Below are 22,348 nucleotides of genomic sequence, written 5' to 3'. Positions count from 1 at the left end.
TCGAGGCTATCCACTCCACATGAGTGGATATAGCGATAAACGGTAAACCTCAAGGTTTTTGTGACCTGGGTGAATGCTGTGAGTGACTGTCGGTGAGTGCCCGTGTCAACCCTGGAACGCGCTGGGAAGTGATCTCCCGGCCTCGATATCCTGCGTCGGTGCCCTCCCCCGCTCTTTCCGCGTCACCGCCCACGTCCCCGCCCCCATCAGGGCCCGTTCCGGCCCTTTCCGCGACCCCGGCGGGCTTCCTGCGGACGGCGAAGGAGGGGATGGCCGAGCTGACGTGGTCCGGCTCCGGATGGCTCGCGGCGGGTGAGCCAGTCGGGGAGCGCCCGGAGGCCGCCGAGATCGACAGGCTCAGGCCGCTGCTCGGCCTGAACGTCGGCTGGCCGGATCAGGAGGTCCCCACGGGCGCGCTCACCGCGCTCGCCGCCGCCGGAGTCCCGCTGCGCGCCGCCGCCTCGCCCGGCTGGGCCGAGCCCGGCCTGGCCCGCCTGCTGGCGGCCTGGACCCCCGGAGAGCCGGAGGAGAACCCGCCGCCGCACTCGGTGACCGCCCTGCGCAGGGAGGAGCACAGCGTACGGCTGCGCCGCCACGGCCTGTCCCTGCTGGGCGTCCCTCCCCGGGGCACCCCGTCCGTCAGCGTCGTGATGTCCACCATGCGCCCGCACCTGCTCGGCGGGGCGCTCGCCCAGATCGCCGCCCAGCGCCGGGTCGAGACCGAGGTCCTGCTCGGCCTGCATGGCGTCCCGGCCGACCACCCCGAGGTACGGCGCGCGGTCGAGGACAGCGGCCTGCCGGTCAGGGTGACCGAGGCGCCCGCGGCCGTGCCCTTCGGCGAGGTGCTCAACCTGGCGGCGGCCGGAGCGTCGGGAGAGTACGTCGCCAAGTGGGACGACGACGACTGGTACGGTCCCGAGCACCTGGCCGACCTCCTGCTGGCCAGGGCGTACTCGGGCGCCGACATCGTGGGCACCGCCGCCGAGTTCTTCCACCTGGAGCCCCTGGGCGTCACGGTCCGCCGCACCGACTACACCAGCGAGATCTGGTCCGACCACGTCGCGGGCGGCACGATCCTGAGCGGCAGAGACCTGTTCACGCGGACCGGGGGTTTCCCCGCCCTGCCGCGCGGGGTCGACGCGGCCTTCCTGAAGGCCGCACACGCCGAGGGGGCACGGATCTACCGCACCCACGGCCTCGGCTACATGCTGCGACGCTCGGTGAGCGCCGAGCACACCTGGCGGCTGCCGCTGGCCCACTTCCTGCGTGTCGCGTCGTACCAGTGGTACGGCTTCGCGCCGAGCCTGATCCTGGAGGCCTCGTGATCGCGCGGGTCGTGGGCAACGACTACCGCAGCCTCACCCCGCCGGAGCCGGGGGCCTGGACCCCGTCGCTGCGGGTCAGCGTGGTCGTGCCGGCCTACGGCGGCCAGGACAAGCTCGACCTGGTGCTCGCCGGGCTCGCGGGCCAGACCTACCCCGAGGACCTGACCGAGGTCATCGTGGTCGACAACGGCAGCGACCCGCCGCTGCGCCTGCCCGAGCTGAGGCCCGCGGGCACCCGGCTGGTCGCCTGCCCGGTCCCGGGCAGGGCGCACGCGCGAAACGCCGGGCTGCGGGCCGCGACCGGCGACGTGGTCCACTGGCTCGACTCGGACGTGGTCCTGGACCGGCAGGCCGTCGAGGCGCACATGCGCTGGCACCACGCGGCGCCGTACCTCGTGGTGACGGGGCGGCTGCGTTTCACGCCCGCGCCGCTGCCCACGGCGCGGGAGGTGGCCGAGGCGCCGGACCTGGCCGAGCTGTTCGAGCCCGCCGAGCCGCACGCCTGGCTGGTCGACCTCATCGAACGCACCTCGGGCCTGACCGACGGCCGCAGCCGGGCCTTCAGCCTGCACGTCGGCGGCGCGACCTCGGTCAACGCCGCGTTGCTGGCCGAGGCGGGCCCCATGGACACCGATCTCGTCCTCGGTCAGGACACCGAGATGGGCTACCGGCTCGCCCAGGCGGGCGCGGTCTTCGTGCCCGAGCCGCTGGCCCGCGCCTTCCACCTGGGGCCGACCATGCGGATGCGTGACAAGGCGCCGATCGACCGGGTCAGTCACGCCTTCGTCGCCGACCGGATCCCGGCCTACCGCTGGCTGCGTTCCCACCCGGCGCGGCAGTGGAAGGTGCCCTACCTGGAGGTGGTCGTCGAGAGCGACGGCGACCCCGGCTACGACGAGGTCAGGGCGAGTGTGGACGCCGTGCTCGCGGGCACCGTGCCCGACGTCGCGGTCACCGTCCCCGGCCCCTGGGAGCACGCGGGCGTCGAGGGACGTGCCCCGCTGCGCGACCCCCACCTCGACCTGACGCTGATCCTCGGCCACTACGCGCACGAGGGCCGGGTGCGGTTCACCTCGTCGACCCCGGGACAGGCGGGACGGCCGGGGGAGTCGTCGTGGGGGGCGGTGCCGTACCGGCTTCGGCTGCCCGCCGGATGGACGCCGGGGGAGGACACCCTCGCCAGACTGCTCGACCTGGCGACGGACGGAGGATACGGCCTGGTCAGTGTGCTCCTGGCGGAAGACGCGGAGCGGGGACTCATCGTCGCCAGGCTGGAGCGGACCGCGGCCTTCGCCCGCGCGGCCATCGTGGCCGCCGACGGCGAGCCGCTCGACGACGCGGTCCAGGACACCTTCGGCACCTTCTGGGCGGACGGGGAGACCTACGGCTTCCTGCGGGAGGCCAGGACCCCGGCCGGGCGCAGGGGGGCCTACCGGGCCAGGGCGGAGGCACAGGCCGAGATCGCCCGCCTCACCAAGGAGGCCGAGCGGTTGCGCGGCCAGGTGACCCGGTGGCGCGAGGAGGCGGGCCGCTGGCGCAGGAGCGCCGTCGAGCTGCGGCGCGAGGTCGGCACCCTGCGCAAGGAACTGGCCGCGGCCAGGAAGGTCGTCCAGTACGGTCTGCTGTCCTCGGTGAAGCGGGCGATCACCCGTCGCCGTTGACCACTCCGACCCCGCCCAGGAAGTAGGACCCGATCCCCTTGTACGGCACGGTGTCCCCGGGGGCGGGGCGCCACTCGGGCAGGTTGACGATGCCGGGCTCGACCAGGTCGAAGCCCTCGAACAGCCGGACGATCTCCTTGCTGGTCCTGGCCACGAACGGTGAGGAGGCCCGGTCGTAGACCTTGGTGACCCCGTCGGCCGCCGCGGGCCTGGCGTCGATGGCGACGTGTGACATGACCAGGTGGCTGCCGGGGGCCATGGCCTCGCGGAACGTCGCGAGGATCCCGCAGGGGTCGTCCTCGTCGGGCACGAAGTGCATGATCGCCAGGAGCAGGACACCGACCGGCCTGTCGAAGTCGATCGCCGCGCGGACGTCCGGGTGCTCCAGGATCTCGCGGGGGCGGCGCATGTCCCCCTCGACGATGGTCACGTTCTCGTTCTTGCCGAGGATCGCCCTGCCGTGGACCAGCACGGTCGGGTCGTTGTCGACGTAGACGACCTTGGCGCCGGGGGCGACCTGGTGGACGTTGTTCTGGGTGGGCAGCCCGGCTCCGAGGTCGAGGAACTGGTCGATGCCCGTCCTGGCGACGAAGTCGACCGTGCGGCGCAGGAAGGCGCGGTTCGACCTGGCGCTGTGCCTGATCTCGGGGACGACCGTCAGGGCCCGTTCCGCCGCCTCCCGGTCAGCGGGAAAGTTGTCCTTGCCGCCCAGATAGTAGTCGTACATGCGTGCAACGTTAGGTATCTGGGTGTTGATGCCTTTTAGTGCCTGATCGGTCACGTGCTGCTCCCCGGTAGAAATATTTCCGGAATTGTCGTGATCATATCGAGCGGTAACGCTGGAGAAGTGATCAGGCGGCTGGCAAGATCGCCGCATGGCCGCCCTTCCCCCGCGTCGTTTCGCCGGGCTTCACCTGTCCGACGGCATCAGCCCAGGCAACCTGGTGGCGTCCATGATCATGGCGTTCGCGGCGACCATGATCATCACATTCCTGCCCGCCGCCCAGCCGCTCCTGCTGCTCGGTGTGCTCGACGGCCAGGGAGCCGACCAGGGCAGGGTGGTCGCCCTGCTGGCCGCCGCCGCCGAGATCGCGATGATCCTCAGCCTCCCCTGGTACGGCGCGCTCGCCGACCGCTTCGGCAGGCGGCCCGTCGTGGTGACCGGGTTCGCGCTGTGCGGCCTGTCCACCCTGCTGTTCCCCTACGCGGGCAACGTGACCGTGCTCGTCGCGCTCAGGGTCGTCTTCGCCCTGGGTGTGGCGGCCCTCAACGGGATGCTCGCCACGGTCGCCATCGACTACGTCCGCGACCGCTCACGCGGCAAGTCATACGGACTGATCGGCCTGTTCAGCGGGCTGGGCGCCATGGTGGCCGTCCTCGGCCTGGTCCGCCTGCCCGCGATCATCGAGAGGAACCTCGGCGGGGACGGAGGCAGGGCGGCCACGGTCGACGCGGCCCGCTACTCGTTCCTGATCGTCGCCGTGATCGTCCTGGCCGTCGCCGCGCTGATGTGGGTCACCATCTCCAGGATCAGGGTGGACGCCGCCTCGGCGCGCATCCCGCTGGTCCGCCTGGTCAGGGAGGGGTTCGCGCTCGCCCGCGACCCCGGGGTCGCGCTGTCGTACGCGGCCTCCTTCGTGGCCCGCGCCGACCTGTCCATCGTCGCGGCGTTCCTGCCGCTGTGGGTCGTCGTCCACGGCGTCAGGGAGGGCGGCCTGTCCCCCGTCGAGGCCGTGGCCAGAGGCGGAGCCGTGGTCGGTGTCGCGCAGACGGTCGCCACCCTCGGGGCCCCGCTGTTCGGCTGGCTCGGCGACCGGCTGCGCCGCCAGGACGCCGTCCTGGTCGCCCAGGCCCTGGCCGCCGTCGCCTACCTGTCCACGCTGCTGGTCGACGACCCGCTCGGCCCGGGCATGATGGCCGTGGCCGCGCTCATCGGCCTCGGCGAGATCGCCGCCATCGTCAGCGCGGGTCCGCTGCTGGCCCAGCAGGTCCCCCCGGCGGTGCGCGCCTCCGCCTACGGCGTGCAGACGCTCTGCGGCGCCGTGGGCATCCTCGTCATCTCCGCGGTCGGCGGGACGCTCTTCGGCTCCTGGCGGCCCGCGGCGCCGTTCGCTGTCGCGGGCGTCGCGGGCCTGCTCGTCGTCGCCTTCGGCCTGGTCGTACGGCGGCGCGTCGTTCCCCGCCCGCAGCAGGAGCAGGGCGAGACCCCCGCCGTCAGGCCCGCAGTTCCCTGAAGGCCGCCCCCAGCCTGGAACGCAGGGACCGGGTCGCCCTGGAGGCGGAGGACTGGTTCGCGCAGGGCTTGGCGGCCTTGGCCGGGGCCGGCCTGGGTGCCTGACGCCGGGGAGCGGGCCAGAACTCCGCCTTCGTGCCGTGCCGTACCCCGTGGGTGGCCTTGATCGAGGTGACGACGTCGTCCGCGCCGAGCAGCCTGGCCCTGCCCAGCGCCTCCGCCCGTTCCAGCGTCGCCGACCCGTCCTCACCGAGATCGACGACGAGCATGCCCGACCGGTCCTCCTGGACCGCGGCGATCATCCGCTCCAGCGTCTCCCTGCCGAGCGGGACCGAGACCGGCCCCGTGTAGCGGAACGGCGTCGGCCCCGGCGTCGGGACGACCTCGTCGGCCAGCCTGATCCGCTCGTCGTGGGCGAAGTGCTCCCGCATCACGCGAAGCTCGAACGACGGGTCGCCGAGCACCGAGTGCCGTCCGGGCGACAGACGCGACCAGGGCGCGACCAGGGTGACCCGGACGTCGGAGACCGAACCCTCAAGCGCGGCGCTCACCGCGGCCCGCACCTGCCTCTCGTCCCCGTCGACATGGAGGACCACCTCCACGTACGGCACCAGCCACCGTCTGCCCCCGTCCTTGCGCAGGTCACGGCGGAGCGGAACCCGGTGGGCCAGGTAGGGGGCGACGGCCCTGACCGTCCGGTCCCGGTCGACCCGCTGCGCGGGAAGCCCCAGGTGCGCGGCCCTGGCCGCCATGTCCGGGACGAAGACCACCCCGTGGGTGGCCAGCCGGTAGGCGAACTCGGTGTCCTCACCCCTGAGCACGCCGGGATCGACCCCGCCCACGGCGTGGAAGGTCTCCCGCCGCATCGAGACCGTCGGCCCCGTGCACACGTGGTAGGGGTTGCGGCTGCTGCGCAGGCCGTCGGTCCGGGAGATCGTCTGCTCCGTCGAACTGGCCAGCGCGTTCGACAGGTCGAGGACCTCGCCGAGGGAGCCGGCGCGCGCGTGCTCGTAGAGCCCCTCGGGGGAGAGGTCCGGGGGCGGCTCCTCGACGAACCTCTTGGCGCCGATGGTGACCAGGTAGTCGCTCAGGTGGTGCCAGCGGGCCAGCGCCTCGATGTGCTCGGGCCAGACGACCATGTCGGCGTCGAGCCGCTGGATGATCCGCCCCTCGGCCACGGCGGCACCGGTGTTGAGCGCGTGCGCGATGCCCCAGCCGTCCGAGGCGGAGGAAACGATCCTGGCGCCCTCGGGGGCGATGTCCGGCAGGCGCAGCGGTGGATCGCTGCCGTCGTCGACCACGATCACCTCCATGAGGTGACCGGGATAGGTCTGCGCGGCCAGGGAGGCGAGGGTGAGGTCGAGCGCGTGCTGCCCGCCGTACGCGGGGACGACCACGCTGACCGACAGGGAGGGAGCCCAGTCGCCCAGTGGCGGCGGATCGAGAGGGGAGTAGTCGTTGTGCCGGATCGGGGGCCGTCTGGTCGCCACTCCGCCCGCCATGTTCCGCCGCTCCTTGTCTGCGTTCCCGCTTCTCAGGACCCGATGACACTACCCACGCTTCCTGAGCGTTTCCTGGGGAGACGCTTGAGGTGTCCAGTTGGTGGACGGCAGATCCCGGTTCAGATCCCATTACCCGTAGACTTGCTGCCTAACACCGCAGGTAGAACGCGCGTGCTGGGAACGCGCGGGAGGAGCAATGATGAGCAGGGCGTGGCGTGGCCTCATCGAGGAGTACCGTGACCGACTTCCGGTGACCACGGCGACGCCCGTCGTCACGCTGCTGGAGGGCGGCACACCGCTCGTTCCGGCGCACCGGGTCTCGGCGCTGACCGGCTGCGACGTCTACCTCAAGGTCGAGGGGGCCAACCCGACCGGCAGCTTCAAGGACCGTGGCATGACCATGGCCATCAGCAAGGCCGTCGAGGAGGGCGCGAAGGCCGTCATCTGCGCCTCGACGGGCAACACCAGCGCCTCGGCCGCCGCCTACGCCGTCCGCGCGGGCCTGACCTGCGCCGTGCTCGTGCCCCGCGGCAAGATCGCGATGGGCAAGCTGGCGCAGGCGCTCGTCCACGGGGCCAAGCTGATCCAGGTCGAGGGCTCCTTCGACGACTGTCTCGACATGACCAGGAAGCTCTCCGAGAGCTACCCGATCGCGCTGGTCAACTCGGTCAACCCGTTCCGGCTCCAGGGCCAGAAGACCGCCGCCTTCGAGATCGTGGACGCCCTCGGCGACGCCCCGGACATCCACTGCATCCCCGTGGGCAACGCAGGCAACATCTCGGCCTACTGGATGGGCTACACCGAGTACGCCAAGGACGGCGTCGCGACCAGGAGCCCGCGCATGTTCGGCTTCCAGGCCAGCGGCTCCGCGCCGATCGTCAACGGCGCCCCGGTGCCCCACCCGCACACGATCGCCACCGCGATCCGCATCGGCAACCCCGCCTCCTGGCAGCTGGCCGAGGCGGCCCGTGACGACTCGGGCGGCGTCATTCAGGCCGTGACCGACCGTCAGATCGCCGCCGCCTACAAGCTGCTGGCCCAGGAGGAGGGCGTCTTCGTCGAACTGGCCTCCGCCGCCAGCGTCGCGGGCCTGCTGCAGGCCCACTCCCAGGGCCTGGTCGACCCCGGCCAGCGGATCGTCTGCACGGTCACCGGCAACGGCCTCAAGGACCCCGACTGGGCGATCTCCGGGGCGCCGACCCCGCTGACGATCTCGGTCGACGCCCACGCCGCGGCCCAGGCACTGGAACTCGCCTGAACCGTCCGTCCGCAGGGCACCTCCCCGACCCGCGTGCCGCGGCGGCCCCGCCGCCGCGGCTCTTCGCGCGCACTCCCGAAGCATCAGGCAGACCGTCCCGCGTCAGGCGGACAGCAGGCAGATAGGAGGAGGGGCCTTCCACGCCCATGGCCACGCCAGGGGCTCGCGCCCCAGATTCTCGATGACCGAACGCACCAAGGTCACCGTCCGGGTCCCGGCGACATCGGCCAACCTCGGGCCCGGGTTCGACACCCTGGGACTCGCCCTCGGCCTCTACGACGAGGTCGAGGCGAGCCTGTTCACCCCGGACGGTTCCCATACCGGGACGGTGGAGATCGCCGTCTCGGGAGAGGGCGCCGGCGAGCTGGACCAGGGTGAGGGGCACCTCATCGTCAGGACGATGCGCACGACCTTCGAGCGGATGGGCCTGCCGCAGCCACACGGCATCCGGCTGAACTGTCTCAACCGCATTCCGCACGCCCGGGGCCTGGGCTCCTCCTCCGCGGCGATCTGCGCGGGCGTCCTGGCCGCCAGGGCGCTCGCGGGCACGTCCTCGCTCGGCGACGACGACGTCTTCGCCCTGGCCACCGAGATCGAGGGACACCCCGACAACGTGGCCCCCTGCCTGGCGGGCGGCCTGACCGTCGCCTGGACGGACCGGTCGAACACGCCGCATATGCTGAAACTGGTTCCGCACGCCGACATCCGGCCCGTGGCCATCGTTCCCCGACAACGCCTCTCGACGGAGGTCGCGCGGGGACTCCTCCCCGAGAACGTGCCGCACGCGGACGCGTCCGCGAACGCGGGGCGGGCCGCGCTTCTCGTGGCGGCGCTGACCGTCAGGCCCGAGCGGGAGCTGCTGCTCGCCGCGACCGAGGACCGGCTGCACCAGGACTACCGCGCGCCTGCGATGCCACGTACGGCGGATCTGGTACAACGTCTGCGCGGCATCGGGGTCCCCGCCGTGGTCTCGGGAGCGGGTCCCACAATTCTTGCGTTTTCCACAGTGGATACGCAGGATTTGATCGCACCGGAAGTGGGTACGGATTGGCTCATCCAGCCACTGGATGTCGAAACCCGCGGTGCCCGTGTTGTCTCTCCCGAGACACGCTGATACCTCTTCGACCTTCAGGGAATAGCTGTGTGCGCTGGTGATGTTAGGCTGGTAGCCGCACCAGGTGCCCCCTTGTTGGGTGCGTGCTTGTCAGCCACACATCGCTGTCTCATTTCCCACACCGTGGGGCATGAGGGCCGCAGTGGCCTCCCCGAATCCGTCGCCTCCGAATGCTCCACATTCGGTTGGGGCAACGAGAGGCGGCGTTTGAGGGGACATGCGCGTTCGAACTACCTCGACATCTGGTTGCCGGTAGCAATCCGGGGGGTGTCCTCCAAGCCCCACCGTCGGCGAATCTCGATGGTGACGGCATGGATGTGCCCTTCCCCGACAGTGGCGGCGGTCCCCAAGGGCCGTCGAGGATCGCGACGTGCAACCCGACCCGGTCTGTCCCACCGGGTCGATCGCACCACCGGGACGATTGGCTGATCATGGCCACGCCCGACCCCTGGGAAGGACCCATTAGTGAGCGACACCACCGAACTCCTCTCCGACGCCGCCGGCGCATCGCCGACGGCCGGCGACACCCCCACCCGCGCCGCGGCCAAGCCGCGCCGTCGCTCCGGCACCGGCCTGTCCGCCATGGTGCTGCCTGAGCTGCAGGCCATCGCGTCCGGCCTCGGCATCAGCGGGACCGGGCGGATGCGCAAGAGCCAACTCATCGCGGCGATCCAGGAGAAGCAGGGCGTAGCCACAGAGAGCGCCCCGGCTCCCGTCGCGGCCAAGGAGGCCTCTGCGGCTCCCGCTCCCGCCGCCGCTGCGGCCCCCGTGGCCGAGCCGGTCGCCGAGCGTCCGGCCCGCAGCCGGAGGGAACGTTCCCGCGCCGCCGCCCCGGTGGCCGCGGAGCCGGTCGCCGAGCAGGCGCAGCCCGCTCCCGTCGTCCAGCAGGCCCCCGCTCCCGTCGCCGCCGAGCCCGTCGCGGCTCCCGTCGTTGAGCAGCAGGCCGAGCCGGTTCAGGCGGAGACGCGTCCCGAGCGCGGCGAGAGCCGCCGTGAGCGCGGCGACCGCCGCCGCAACGGCGACCGCGGTGAGCGCGGCGAGCGCGGCAACGACAGGCGTGAGCGCGGCGAGGGCCGTCCCGACCAGCGCGCCGCCGACGCGGGCCAGAGCCGCGGGGAGCGGTCGAACGACCGCAACGACCGCGGTAACGACCGGGGCGAGCGGTCGAACGACCGCGGTGACCGCAACGACAGGAACCAGCAGAACCGCGGCCCGCAGGACCGCAACGACCAGCACGGTGTGGGCGACGACGACGACCGTCGCGGGCGTCGCGGCCGGTTCAGGGAGCGCAACCGCCGTGGGCGCGACCGCTTCGACGGCAACGAGCCCGTGGTCGGTGACGACGACGTCCTGATCCCGATCGCCGGCATCCTGGACATCCTCGACAACTACGCCTTCGTGCGGACCAGCGGCTACCTGCCGGGCGCCAACGACGTCTACGTCTCACTCGCCCAGATCCGCCGCAACGGCCTGCGCAAGGGTGACGTCATCACCGGCGCGGTGCGTCAGCCCCGCGACGGCGAGCGCCGCGAGAAGTTCAACGCCCTCGTCCGCCTCGACACCGTCAACGGCATGGACCCGGAGCAGGCGCGGCAGCGGCCCGACTTCAACAAGCTCATCCCGCTCTACCCGCAGGAGCGGCTGCGCCTGGAGACCGAGCCGAACATCCTGACCACCAGGATCATCGACCTGGTCGCCCCGATCGGCAAGGGCCAGCGCGGTCTCATCGTCTCCCCGCCCAAGGCGGGCAAGACCATGGTCCTGCAGGCCATCGCCAACGCGATCACCAGGAACAACCCCGAGTGCCACCTGATGGTCGTCCTGGTCGACGAGCGTCCCGAAGAGGTCACCGACATGCAGCGGTCGGTGAAGGGCGAGGTCATCCACTCGACCTTCGACCGTCCCGCTGAGGACCACACCACGGTCGCCGAACTCGCCATCGAGCGGGCCAAGCGCCTGGTCGAGCTGGGTCACGACGTCGTCGTGCTCCTCGACTCCATCACCCGCCTCGGCCGCGCCTACAACCTGGCGGCCCCGGCCTCGGGACGCATCCTGTCCGGTGGTGTCGACTCGACCGCGCTCTACCCGCCGAAGCGCTTCTTCGGTGCCGCCCGCAACATCGAGAACGGCGGCTCGCTGACGATCCTCGCCACGGCGCTGGTCGAGACCGGCTCCAAGATGGACGAGGTCATCTTCGAGGAGTTCAAGGGCACAGGAAACCTGGAGCTCAAGCTCAACCGTCAGCTCGCGGACAAGCGCATCTTCCCCGCGGTTGACGTCGACGCGTCCGGCACCCGCAAGGAGGAGATCCTCCTGGGCAAGGACGAGCTCCAGATCATCTGGAAGCTGCGGCGTGTGCTGCACGCGCTGGACATGCAGCAGGCTCTGGAGCTTCTCCTGGAGAAGATGAAGGAGACCAAGTCCAACGCGGAGTTCCTCCTCCAGGTCAGGACGACGACCGTCAGCTCCGATCGCGACTGACCCACCCGTCCCGTACGGTGAACGCCCCGGCCCTCACGGCCGGGGCGTTCGCCGTTGTCCGGCCCTTGTGAGATCCGCCTCCCCGGGATATCCATACCTCGGGAAGACCCGTCGAGGGCACTTACAGGGCACAGCGGACAGGGCGTGGGAGGCGCGCATGACGGCCGGGACGGCGCCCGTGGCGCGGACACCGCTGAGACTGCGCGTCCCTCTGGGTCCCAACGGTCCACTGGGCATGTTCGTCGACCCGATGACCTGGCGGGCGTTGCCGTACCTCCTGGGGAGCGTGTTCCACGGCCTGGTCTGTTTCGCCGTGCTGGTCTCGGTGATCCCGTTCTCGCTGACCCTGGCGGTCGCCTGGGTGGGGGCGCCGCTGCTCGCTTTGACCATGGTGGCCTGGCGTGGCGCGGCGATGCTCGAACGCCGTCTCGTCGGGCTGGCCTTCGGCGTCAGGATCCCCGACCCCTACCGGCCGGGTGGGGGCGGCAACCCGCTGCTGCGCTGCGGAGGGGCACTCGCCGACCCCGCGACCTGGAAGGATCTGCTGTACCTGCTGCTGTTACCGCTGGTCGGCCTGGTGGAGTTCGTCGTCTCGGCCGCCCTGTGGGCCGTCGCGCTCGCCCTGCTCGTCACGCCGCCGCTGGTGCTGTCCGGGGTGACGGAGGTGCGGATCGTCGGCGAGCTGACGGTCGACGGCCCGGCCGGGGCGCTGGCGTGTGTCCCGGCGGGGCTCGGGGTGCTCGTCGCGGCGCTGTACGCGACGCGGGGGATGGCGCGGCTGCACGGGCAGCTGGCCATGGCGCTGCTCGGCCCGGGGGAGAAGATCGCCGGATCGGCCCGGCTGCGCGCCAGCAGGGCGCGCGGGGCGGACGCGGCCGAGGCCGAACGGCGCAGGATCGAGCGTGACCTGCACGACGGCGCCCAGCAGCGGCTGCTGTCGGTGGCCATGGATCTGGGGCGCGCCCAGGTCAAACTGGACAGCGACCCGGAGACCGCCAGGCGGCTGCTCGCCCAGGCCCACGAGGGGGCCAAGGCCGCAATCGCCGAACTGCGCGATCTGGCGCGGGGCATCCACCCGGCGATCCTCACCGACCGGGGCCTCGACGCCGCCCTGTCCGCGCTGGCGGCCAGGGCACCCGTGCGGGTCGCCGTTTCGGTGGAACTGGCCGAACGGCCTCCGGCGGCCGTGGAGAGCGTCGCCTACTTCGTGGTGGCCGAGGCGCTGACCAACATGGCCAAGCATTCGGGGGCGACCGAGGCCTCGGTCCGGGTCGGCCTGCGCGACCGGCGGGTGTCCGTCGAGGTCCGCGACAACGGTTCCGGCGGCGCGCTCGCCCGTCCGGGAGGAGGGCTGGCGGGCCTGGCGGACCGGGCGGCGACCGTTGACGGCGTCCTCGGGGTGGACAGCCCACCGGGCGGCCCGACCGTGATCCGCGCCGAACTTCCCTGTGACTGGTGAACACTTGGACCATGCGCGTGGTGATCGCCGAGGACTCGGTGTTGCTCCGGGAGGGCCTGGCCAGGCTCCTCGATGACGGCGGGATCGAGACCGTCGCGGCGGTCGGCGACGGCCCGTCGCTGGTGGCCGCGGTCGCCGAGCACGATCCCGACCTGGCGATCGTGGACGTGCGGATGCCGCCGACCCATCGGGACGAGGGACTGCGCGCGGCCCTCCAAGCCCGTGCGCTGAAGCCGGCCCTGCCGGTCCTGGTGCTGTCGCAGTACGTCGAGGAGCGTTACGCGGCCGAACTGGCCGGTGGGGGAGCCGCACCGTTCGGCTACCTGCTCAAGGAGCGGGTAGCGGATGTGACCGACTTCCTCGACGCCGTGCGCCGGGTCGCGGCAGGAGGGACGGTCCTCGACCCCGAGGTGATCGACCGGCTCCTCGACCGCCACCACACGGGCGGTCCGCTGGGCTCCCTGAGCGGGCGGGAGCGCGAGGTGCTGGCCCTGATGGCGCAGGGCCGCTCGAACTCGGCGATAGCCGTCCGGCTGGCGGTCACGGCGGGGGCTGTCGAGAAGCACGTCTCCGGCATCTTCGCCAAGCTCGGCCTCGACCCCGCCCCCGGCGACCACCGCAGGGTGCTGGCCGTACTGGCGTATCTGGGGTTGTGAGGTGCTCCCGGCCGGGAACGGCGAAGCGCCCGGCGGTCCGTGCCGCCGGGCGCTCCCGGTCCTCGTCGGTCGGTCAGTCCTCTGTACGGCTTGCGCCCGGGGTTGGGGACGCGAGCGGTACAGGTGACGTGGGGCTCGTGATCAGCGGACGTCCACGAACTCGTAACCGGAGGTCGACCCGGAGGTGGTGCTGTTGCCGGTGACCACGGCGCGCCAGTAGGCGTCGGCCTTGGGCTTGACGACCTTGCTGTACTTACCGCTGCGGTTGGCCTTGGCGATGGCGAAGAACACCCACTTGGTGGAGCCCTTCTTGCGGTAGTAGAGCTCGACGCCCTTGCCGGAGTAGGCCGAGCTGCCCCGGTAGGCGGCGCCGTAGAAGCGGACCGTCTTGCCCTTGCGGACCTTGTTCGCGTTGACGTCGAAGGAGACCTTGGTCTTGGCCTTCTTCTTCTTGGCCTTCTTGAGCTGGACGGTGAAGACGTCGGCCCGCTCGTACTTGATGCTCTCGTTGCCGCGCGTGACGGTCACGTCGAGGGTCCAGGAGCCGGTGTTGAAGTCGCTGTCGAACCAGGTGTCCTGGTACCACGAGTTGGCGGAGTTGCCCTTGTCGAGGTTGAGGTCGACGGAGTCGTTGCCGTCGTTGCTGTAGAGGTGGGCCGAGACCGAGGTGGCGCCGCCGAGGACGGTGGCCTTGACGGCGACCTTGGTGTCGTCGTTCGTGGTGACGACGACCGGGTCGGTCACCGAGGCACCCGCGAGCTTGAGCTGCGGGCCGACCGCGATCTCCTCGACACACGGCTGCGCGCTACCGCGGACGGGGTTGAGCTTGAGCAGCCACTTGCCGTCCTTGTCGTCCTTGGTGACGGTGAACTTACCGGTCACCTTGGCCTCGCCGAGGGTGGCCGACTGCTCGTTGTCCGCGGTGATGGTGGGAGTGGCGGGAAGGTCGAGCTCAACCTTCGCGCCGGTGGTCGCCCCGGCCTTGACGATCTCCCCGCCGAGGGCGGTGATGTCCCGTACAGCCTTGTTGTCCGGATCCTTCGCCCACTTCCCGTCGGCGCCCTTCTTGAAGGGGTTCTTGAGGGTGGCCGTGACGGTGACGTCGTTGTTGTCCTTGAGGGGGACGAACGCCTCGGTCCACTCCACCTTGGAGAACTCGGCGGAGCCGGAGCAGCGGGTGTCCGCGCGGGCGCTGGACTGGGAGGCGAGGGCTGTGACCGTACCGTTGGCGAAGACGGCTGCCCCCGTCGCGGTGGCCAGAAGCAACCGCATTCCGTTCCTCATCTTTGGGCCCCCAACTTGGGTGAAGATAGTGATAAAAGTTACGGTTTGGGCACCGGAGCCTAGTGGTACGAATGGGACCCGTCCATACGAACCCGATCATGGTCTCCGGGAATGTCCCGTGGCCTGGGATGGTTGGAGCATCTGGCACACTGGTAGCCGAACCGCAGCGGTTCCGGTTCCCGCCCGCGCGCACCTCGGTGTGCTACAGCGCGTAAGCCTCGAACAGGCGAAAGACAGTGGCGACCCGGCGACCGCGCATTGGAGAGGAACCGAAGGACATGAAGCCCGACATTCACCCGGAGTACGTCACCACCGAGGTGACCTGCACCTGTGGTAACACCTTCACCACCCGCAGCACCGCGAAGTCCGGCGTGATCCACGCCGACGTGTGCTCCGCCTGCCACCCGTTCTACACGGGCAAGCAGAAGATCCTGGACACCGGCGGCCGGGTGGCGCGCTTCGAGAAGCGCTTCGGCAAGAAGACCACGGGCCAGTAGCTCTCATCCCGACGCCGGCCCGGAACGCTCCTCGCCCGCGAGGAGTACCCCGGGTCGGCGTTCGTGGTGATGAGGCAGGTTTCGTCAGGACTTCGAGGAGGACGCACGGTGAATCTCGACGAGCTGCTCAGTGAGTACGCCGAGCTGGAACTCAAGCTCGCCGATCCCACCGTGCACGCCAACCCCACGCAGGCGCGTACGTTCGGCAGGCGCTACGCCGAGCTGACTCCCATCATCAACACCTACCGTGAGCTCCAGGGGGTCCACAACGACCTGGAGACCGCCAGGGAGCTGGCCTCGGAGGACGAGGCGTTCGCCGAGGAGGCCAAGGAGCTTGAGGCCCGTGTCCCCGAGCTTGAGGAGAAGCTCAGGCACCTGCTGATCCCGCGTGATCCCAACGATGACAAGGACATCATCATGGAGATCAAGGCGGGCGAGGGCGGTGAGGAGTCGGCGCTGTTCGCCGGAGACCTCCTGCGGATGTACCTCAGGTACGCGGAGCGGGTCGGCTGGAAGACCGAGCTGATCGACGCCACCCATTCCGACCTGGGCGGATACAAGGACGTCACCGTGGCGGTCAAGGCCAGGGGCGACGACGGCGTGTGGTCGAAGCTGAAGTTCGAGGGCGGCGTGCACCGGGTCCAGCGGGTGCCGGTGACCGAGTCGCAGGGGCGCATCCACACCAGCGCCGCGGGCGTCCTCGTCTACCCGGAGGCCGAGGAGGTCGACGTGCAGGTCGACCCGAACGACCTCAGGATCGACGTCTACCGTTCCAGCGGCCCCGGCGGCCAGAGCGTCAACACCACCGACTCCGCCGTACGGATCACGCACATCCCGACCGGTGTGGTCGCCTCCTGCCAGAACGAGAAGAGCCAGCTGCAGAACAAGGAGTCGGCCATGCGCATCCTGCGTGCCCGTCTCCAGGCCATCGCGGAGGAGGAGGCCAACGCCGCCGCCATGGCCGAGCGCAAGTCCCAGATCCGTACCGTCGACCGCTCCGAGCGCATCCGCACCTACAACTTCCCCGAGAACCGCATCTCCGATCACCGCGTCGGTTTCAAGGCTTACAACCTCGACCAGGTGCTGGACGGCGACCTCACGGCTGTGATTCAGTCCCTGCTCGACGCCGAGATGGCGGAGAAGCTCGCAGACCACTCATAGAACGCGCCCATGACCTTTCTGCTGGACGAGATCGCCCTCGCCACCGCCCGGCTCGCCGAGGCAGGTGTGCCGTCGCCACGCACGGACGCCGAGGAGATCGCCGCCTTTGTCCACGGAGTACGGCGCAGCGAGCTGCACAACGTGACCGACGCGGATTTCGACGCGCTGTTCTGGGAGGGCATCGCCCGGCGTGAGGCCCGCGAGCCACTCCAGCACATCACCGGCCGCGCCTACTTCCGCTACCTGTCCCTTGAAGTGGGGCCCGGGGTGTTCGTCCCGCGTCCGGAGACCGAGGTCGTCGCGGGATGGGCGATCGAGCGGCTGCGGGAGATGGACGTCGCCTCGCCGGTGGTCGTCGACCTCGGCACGGGCTCCGGCGCCATTGCGCTGTCCATCGCGCAGGAGATCGCGCTGGCCATCGTGCACGCCGTCGAGGTCGATCCCGACGCCTACCGCTGGGCCAAGCGCAACATCCTCGAACACGGCCAGGGCCGGGTCCACCTGCACCCCGAAGACCTGGCCGACGCGCTGCCCGAACTCAACGGGCAGGTCGACCTGGTCATCTCCAACCCGCCGTACATTCCGCCGGGTGCGATCCCCAGGGATCCCGAGGTGCGTGACTACGACCCGCGCCGCGCGCTGTACGGCTCGGGCAGCGACGGCCTCGACGAGGTCAGGGCCGTCGAGCGGACCGCGAGGCGGCTGCTGCGTCCCGGCGGGTTCGTCGCCGTCGAGCACGCCGACGAGCAGGGAACCGCGGTATATCTGCTCTTCCCCGAGGACAACGGCTGGCGTGATGTGCGTAGCCGCCAAGACCTGACCCGCAGGGACCGCTTCGTTACCGCCCGTTTCGGCCAAGAATAGGCAAGAATAGGATGGTTTGCCGTGAGTCGACGTTATGACTGCTCAGACCCTGATCAGCGGGCTATGGGGCTGGCCGACGCGGTAATAGCCATCCCGAAGTACGAGCTCATAGTCTTCCCGACCGACACCGTCTACGGGGTCGGGGTTGACGCCTTCATCCCGCCGGCCGTCACGAAGCTGCTGGAGGCGAAGGGGCGCGGGCGCGACATGCCCCCGCCGGTGCTGGTCGGAACCGTGCGCGCGGCCACGGCCCTGGTGGACAGCCTCGGCCCGTACGGCCAGGACCTCATCGACGCCTTCTGGCCCGGCCCGCTCACGCTGATCTGCCGCGCCAACCGGTCCCTTTCCTGGGACCTGGGCGACACCAAGGGCACCGTGGCCATCAGGATGCCGCAGCACCCCCTGGCCCTCGAACTCCTCAAGCAGACCGGTCCGCTCGCGGTCTCCAGCGCCAACCGCTCCGGAGCCCCCGCGGCGACCACGGCCGCCGAGGCCGAGGCGCAGCTGGGCGACTCCGTCGGGGTCTACCTCGACGGCGGCCCGACCGAGGACAACATCCCCTCCACGATCCTCGACCTGACCACGGCGGTGCCCAGGCTGCTGCGCAGGGGCGCCATCCCGGTGGGACGGCTGCGCGGCGTGGTCGGCTACGTGGCCACGGACGGGGACCCTGAGCCGGACTCCGAGCCGGACGCGGCACCGAAGCCGGAGGTCAAGCCAGACCCGGAGCCGGAGGCGAAGCCCGAAGCCGGGGCCGAGGCGAAGCCGGATTCCCGCGACTGAACGGTGGATCCGCGCTCCATATCGTGATCCATACAGTCTGATTATGATCGTGACGCCGGGCTGCCCCGCCGGTACCTTGAGGTGGCCGACACTTCCGGGAGACGTCCATGGGCAAGTTAGACGGAATGGACCCCAAGCTGGTCCGTGATCTGCTGTCCGAGGTCCGACAGGCGGCGGAGCGCATGCGGACGACGGAGGGCCGGGTCGCTCGCATGATGAGCGCCGCGGGGCTGTCCGCGCAGTCCACGCACCGTCCCGTCCAGGTCGCGGAGTCATGCGACATCATGGTCCGCGACGTCTCCTCCCGGGTCGAACTCCTGGAGAAGAGGGTCAAGCAGGAGGGCGGCTCCCCGGCGGGACAACCGGTGTCGAGCGGAGAGAAGGCCGAAGACCACAAGGAGAAGACGTCCGGGGTCGCGGACGCCAGGGGCGAGGCCTCCAAGGAGACGGACGCCAAGGGCGCCGACGCGAAGGATCACGCGAAGCCGGCCGCCCCCAAGGCGGAGGATCTCAAGCCCGCCGTACGGCCGGACGACGACCAGAAGCACAAGCCGGACGCGGGACCGAAGGACGGACACTCGGGCTCCGACACCAAACCCGACCCCAAGCCCGACGCGGGCTCCAAGGGCGACGAACGTTCCCCCAGAGAGGGGCATTCGTCCTCTTCCGGTGGTCGTACGGACTCCGACGCCAAGCCCGACGCGGGTTCCAAGGGTGATGAGCGGTCTCCGAGGGACGGGCATCCGGGTCCCGACACCAAGCCCGAGGCCAAACCTGACGCGAAACCGGATGCCAAGCACGACACGGGTTCCAAGGGTGACGAGCGGTCTCCTAGGGACGGGCATCCGGGTCCCGACACCAAGCACGACGCGGGTTCCAAGGGGGACGAGCGTTCCGACACGAAGCCGGACAACGCCTCCAAGGATGACGAGCGTTCGCCGAGAGGCGGCCATTCGGGTCCCGACGCCAAGCCCGATGCCGGTTCCAAGGGTGACGAGCGGTCTCCCAGGGACGGGGATTCCCCCTACGGGTCCTACGAGGACGCCGGCTCGAAGGGTGACGAGCGGCCTTCCGGAGAGGAGGACTCTTTCTACGGGTCCTCTGAGGGTGATTCCTCGTCGGACGCCAAGCCTGACGCCGGTTCGAAGGGCGACGAGCGGTCTCCCAGGGACGGGGACTCTCCCTACGGGTCCTACGAGGACGCCGGTTCGGAGAGCGACGAGCGGTCTTCGGGAGAGAGTGGCTCTTCCTATGACTCCTCGTCGGACGCCAAGCCTGACGCCGGTTCCAAGGGCGACGAGCGGTCTCCCAGGGACGGAGATTCCCCCTACGGGTCCTACGAGGACGCCGGGGACGACTCCTCCTCGGACGCCAAGCCCGACGCCGGTTCCAAGGGGGACGAGCGTTCGCCCAGAAGCGACGGGAAGGTCGACATCCTCGACACCCCGCAGAAGGACCATCCCGACGACGTCGACCAGGCCGGCGGAAGCAAGGCGAAGGTCGTGGAGGTGGACGGGGCGAAGGTGCTGCAGATCCCCCTCGACTCGCCCACCGCGGAGCAGGTCAACACGCTGCTCGACCACATAGAGGACGTCCCGCTTCTCGACGCGGCGGACGGCGACCCGGACCCGGGCGGTACGGCCCCGCAGGACTCCGGCCTCCAGGCAGGAGACGCGGGCTCCCTTCCGCAGGGAGACGACGGCAACCCCGGTCTGCACAGCGGCCCCAGCGGTGCCGACTCCCACCAGGCGGGCAAGGCGGATCCGTACGAAGCGTTGCCGTCGGCCAAACCGGCCCTGCCCATCCCCGACACCGTCGAGCAGGCCCTCGACCCCGCCCCCCAGAACACGGGCACCCAGGCCGTCGGCGCCTTCTACGACGGCGGTACGACGGAGCAGGCAGGCACCCACACGACCACCGCGAACACCCACGCGGCCGGAAGCCCTGGGACGAGCACCCATGCCACGGGCACGCACGCGGTGAACACCCACGCGGCGGGTACCCATCCGGCCTCCGACGGCGCTCACAAGACGATCATCAACACCGGGTCCGTTCACCCGGTGGCCCACTCCGCGGACCCGAAGGACGGGGTGCTCGCACAGTGGGCCAAGGAAGCCGATGAGGCCGGAGGCAAGGGAGGGGCCGGCGGGTTCTACGGCGACGACTGGGAGGAGGAAGGGACGTGGAAGTCCACGAGCGACGGACAGGGTGACTCGCGGGGGGCCGTCCTGCGGGAGGACCCGTCACGGCCGTCCACGCCGTCCGGTCCCGGTGCGGTGAAGTGAACGTGAGGAGTCTGTGATGTTCGTCGATCCGCCCGCTCCACAGCCGTTGCAGCCGGGGGAGACCCCGCCCGTCTCCGGGAGCCCGGGGCTGCCCACACCGGACATGGCCGTTTCCTGGGAGTTCAATCCCGACTACCAGCGGCTGGTCATGATGTGGCGGCAGGTGCTGCCAGAGCTTGACGCGCTGACCTCAAGCCTGGACAAGGCTTATCAGATGGCCAGGAGCAAGGACGTCTGGGACGCCCCTGTCTCCGGGCGCTACGTGGAGGAGATGGCCGAGTGGCGCACCCGGCTCGGCCTCTACCGGCAGGCGATCCTGACCTCCATCAGTGATCAGGCGGCCGACACGCCCAGGTGGATACCCGTCAACGCGGGGGCACCGCACGCTTTCTCGTGAGGCGCCCACGGGCCTGCGCCCACGGGGAAACGCTCCCCTGGCGTGGGGCGTAGACGGCGGACAGGCATACAGTGGGGTGAGTCGTCATCCCCGGGATGTGAACCATGGGTGCTGAGCCGTACTACGGGCCCGACTTCGGCCTCCTGCAGAGACAAGATCCCGAGATAGCGCAGGTCCTCGTCGACGAGCTCGAACGGGTCCGGGACGGTGTGCAGCTCATCGCCAGCGAGAACTTCGCCTCGCCCGCCGTGCTCGCCGCGCTCGGGTCGACGCTGACCAACAAGTACGCCGAGGGCTATCCCGGCAGGCGTTACTACGCGGGGTGCGAGGTCGTCGACCGCGCCGAGCGCCTCGCGGTCGAGCGGGCCAGACGCCTGTTCGGCGCGGACCACGTCAACGTGCAACCCCACTCCGGCACCTCTGCCAACCTGGCGGCCTACGCGGCGCTGCTCCAGCCGGGCGACACCGTGCTGGCCATGGCGCTGCCGCACGGCGGCCACCTCACCCACGGCTCCCGGGTCAACTTCTCCGGCCGCTGGTTCGGTGTCGTGGCGTACGGCGTGCGCAGGGACACCGAGCTGATCGACTACGACGAGGTCAGGGAACTGGCGCTGCGGCACCAGCCCAAGATGATCATCTGTGGTGCCACGGCCTATCCGCGGCGGATCGACTTCGCGGCCTTCAGGGGCATCGCGGACGAGGTCGGGGCCTGGCTGCTGGCCGACATCGCGCACACCGTGGGGCTGATGGCCGGAGGGGCCATGCCGTCCGCCGTGCCGTACGCGGACGTGGTGACCTTCACCACGCACAAGGCGCTGCGCGGGCCGAGGGGCGGCGGGATCATGTGCACCGAGGAACTGGCGGGCAGGATCGACCGTGCGGTCTTCCCGTTCACCCAGGGCGGCCCGCTCATGCACGCGATCGCGGCCAAGGCCGTCGCCTTCGGGGAGGCGCTCAGTCCCGAGTTCGCCGAGTACGCCCGTCAGGTGGTCGCCAACGCCCAGACGTTGGCCGACGGACTGGCCGCCGAGGGCATGCGGCCCGTCTCCGGGGGCACCGACAGCCATCTCGCCCTGGTCGACCTGCGGGACACAGGGATCTCCGGAGCCCTCGCCGAACAGCGGTGCGCCTCCGCGGGCATCACGCTCAACCGCAACGCGATCCCCTACGATCCGGAACCACCCACGGTGACCTCGGGAATCCGGGTCGGCACCCCCTGCGTCACCACCCAGGGGATGGGAGCCGAGGAGATGAAGGAGATCGCCTCGATGGTGGCGCGGGTCGTCAAGGACCCGGCCGCCGTGGCGGAGACCAGAGAGCGGGCGAGGGAGCTGGCACACGCCCACCAGACATATGCCAGGGAACTATGAGGCGTTCTGTCACGGTTT

Annotated in this window: 18 protein-coding genes; 15 read left to right on the top strand and 3 right to left on the bottom strand. The window is 70.5% G+C overall.

Features of this window, described 5'->3' with window-relative positions; translation table 11 throughout:
* Positions 1–269 precede the first annotated feature (269 nt).
* Positions 270–1,325 (top strand): glycosyltransferase, encoded by a 1,056-nt coding sequence (locus ACFOYY_RS26620; RefSeq protein WP_386193043.1) that lies wholly within the window; start codon positions 270–272, stop codon positions 1,323–1,325.
* Complete coding sequence (locus ACFOYY_RS26615) at positions 1,322–2,986, top strand: glycosyltransferase family 2 protein (protein WP_386193040.1); 1,665 nt, start codon at positions 1,322–1,324, stop codon at positions 2,984–2,986. Before ACFOYY_RS26620 ends, ACFOYY_RS26615 begins: the two co-directional genes overlap by 4 nt.
* On the opposite strand, the gene ACFOYY_RS26610 is transcribed toward ACFOYY_RS26615, so the two are convergent.
* Positions 2,970–3,767 carry an SAM-dependent methyltransferase gene (locus ACFOYY_RS26610; protein ID WP_352009672.1) on the bottom strand — a complete coding sequence of 266 codons (798 nt, stop codon included), beginning with the start codon at positions 3,765–3,767 and terminating at the stop codon, positions 2,970–2,972. The genes ACFOYY_RS26615 and ACFOYY_RS26610 overlap by 17 nt on opposite strands.
* Before the next feature lie 94 nt (positions 3,768–3,861).
* Here ACFOYY_RS26610 and ACFOYY_RS26605 point away from each other — a divergent pair, with 94 nt between their 5' ends.
* The gene (locus ACFOYY_RS26605) at positions 3,862–5,220 is read left to right on the top strand and encodes an MFS transporter (RefSeq protein WP_386193037.1); all 1,359 of its coding nucleotides are present in this window, start codon (positions 3,862–3,864) and stop codon (positions 5,218–5,220) included.
* Here ACFOYY_RS26605 and ACFOYY_RS26600 read toward each other — a convergent pair.
* Complete coding sequence (locus ACFOYY_RS26600; protein WP_362777111.1) at positions 5,201–6,721, bottom strand: glycosyltransferase; 1,521 nt, start codon at positions 6,719–6,721, stop codon at positions 5,201–5,203. The two genes, ACFOYY_RS26605 and ACFOYY_RS26600, sit on opposite strands and share 20 nt — an antisense overlap.
* Positions 6,722–6,920: 199 nt before the next feature.
* Here ACFOYY_RS26600 and thrC point away from each other — a divergent pair, with 199 nt between their 5' ends.
* The 5 genes from thrC to ACFOYY_RS26575 all read left to right on the top strand — a co-directional run bounded on the left by thrC (position 6,921) and on the right by ACFOYY_RS26575 (position 13,689).
* Positions 6,921–7,979 (top strand): threonine synthase, encoded by a 1,059-nt coding sequence (gene thrC / locus ACFOYY_RS26595; RefSeq protein ID WP_352010164.1) that lies wholly within the window; start codon positions 6,921–6,923, stop codon positions 7,977–7,979.
* 181 nt (positions 7,980–8,160) lie between these two features.
* Complete coding sequence (gene thrB / locus ACFOYY_RS26590; protein ID WP_386193033.1) at positions 8,161–9,093, top strand: homoserine kinase; 933 nt, start codon at positions 8,161–8,163, stop codon at positions 9,091–9,093.
* 465 nt (positions 9,094–9,558) lie between these two features.
* Positions 9,559–11,574, top strand: coding sequence for a transcription termination factor Rho (rho, locus tag ACFOYY_RS26585; protein WP_362777108.1), 2,016 nt, complete (start codon positions 9,559–9,561; stop codon positions 11,572–11,574).
* 157 nt (positions 11,575–11,731) lie between these two features.
* On the top strand, positions 11,732–13,033 hold the full coding sequence (locus tag ACFOYY_RS26580; RefSeq protein WP_362909862.1) for a sensor histidine kinase: 1,302 nt from the start codon (positions 11,732–11,734) through the stop codon (positions 13,031–13,033).
* An 11-nt stretch (positions 13,034–13,044) separates the two neighbouring features.
* Positions 13,045–13,689, top strand: a complete 645-nt coding sequence (locus tag ACFOYY_RS26575) for a response regulator transcription factor (RefSeq protein WP_386193030.1) — start codon at positions 13,045–13,047, stop codon at positions 13,687–13,689.
* 141 nt (positions 13,690–13,830) lie between these two features.
* Here the strand turns inward: ACFOYY_RS26575 and ACFOYY_RS26570 are convergent, their stop codons facing one another.
* Positions 13,831–14,961, bottom strand: a complete 1,131-nt coding sequence (locus ACFOYY_RS26570) for a hypothetical protein (protein WP_386193027.1) — start codon at positions 14,959–14,961, stop codon at positions 13,831–13,833.
* A gap of 290 nt (positions 14,962–15,251) precedes the next feature.
* Between ACFOYY_RS26570 and rpmE the strand changes: the two genes are divergently transcribed.
* From rpmE to ACFOYY_RS26535, 7 genes are all read left to right on the top strand, one after another.
* Positions 15,252–15,470, top strand: coding sequence for a 50S ribosomal protein L31 (rpmE, locus tag ACFOYY_RS26565; protein WP_352009665.1), 219 nt, complete (start codon positions 15,252–15,254; stop codon positions 15,468–15,470).
* Between the two features lie 108 nt (positions 15,471–15,578).
* Positions 15,579–16,631: a peptide chain release factor 1 gene (prfA, locus tag ACFOYY_RS26560; RefSeq protein WP_352009664.1), complete on the top strand. Its 1,053-nt coding sequence runs from the start codon at positions 15,579–15,581 to the stop codon at positions 16,629–16,631.
* Between the two features lie 9 nt (positions 16,632–16,640).
* Positions 16,641–17,495, top strand: coding sequence for a peptide chain release factor N(5)-glutamine methyltransferase (prmC, locus tag ACFOYY_RS26555; RefSeq protein ID WP_352009663.1), 855 nt, complete (start codon positions 16,641–16,643; stop codon positions 17,493–17,495).
* 21 nt (positions 17,496–17,516) lie between these two features.
* The gene (locus ACFOYY_RS26550) at positions 17,517–18,278 is read left to right on the top strand and encodes an L-threonylcarbamoyladenylate synthase (RefSeq protein ID WP_386193024.1); all 762 of its coding nucleotides are present in this window, start codon (positions 17,517–17,519) and stop codon (positions 18,276–18,278) included.
* Positions 18,279–18,385: 107 nt separating this feature from the next.
* Positions 18,386–20,563 (top strand): hypothetical protein, encoded by a 2,178-nt coding sequence (locus ACFOYY_RS26545; protein WP_386193021.1) that lies wholly within the window; start codon positions 18,386–18,388, stop codon positions 20,561–20,563.
* 16 nt (positions 20,564–20,579) lie between these two features.
* Positions 20,580–20,960 carry a hypothetical protein gene (locus ACFOYY_RS26540; protein WP_352009660.1) on the top strand — a complete coding sequence of 127 codons (381 nt, stop codon included), beginning with the start codon at positions 20,580–20,582 and terminating at the stop codon, positions 20,958–20,960.
* 104 nt (positions 20,961–21,064) lie between these two features.
* A complete protein-coding gene (locus tag ACFOYY_RS26535; RefSeq protein ID WP_352009659.1) occupies positions 21,065–22,330 on the top strand; it encodes a serine hydroxymethyltransferase in 1,266 nt (421 codons plus the stop codon).
* Positions 22,331–22,348 lie beyond the last annotated feature (18 nt).

The sequence above is a fragment of the Streptosporangium jomthongense genome, assembly GCF_042650425.1.
In the GTDB taxonomy this organism is placed as follows: domain Bacteria; phylum Actinomycetota; class Actinomycetes; order Streptosporangiales; family Streptosporangiaceae; genus Streptosporangium.
Note: the sequence above shows the minus strand (reverse complement) of the source record. Positions and strands in the feature narration are given on the sequence as shown.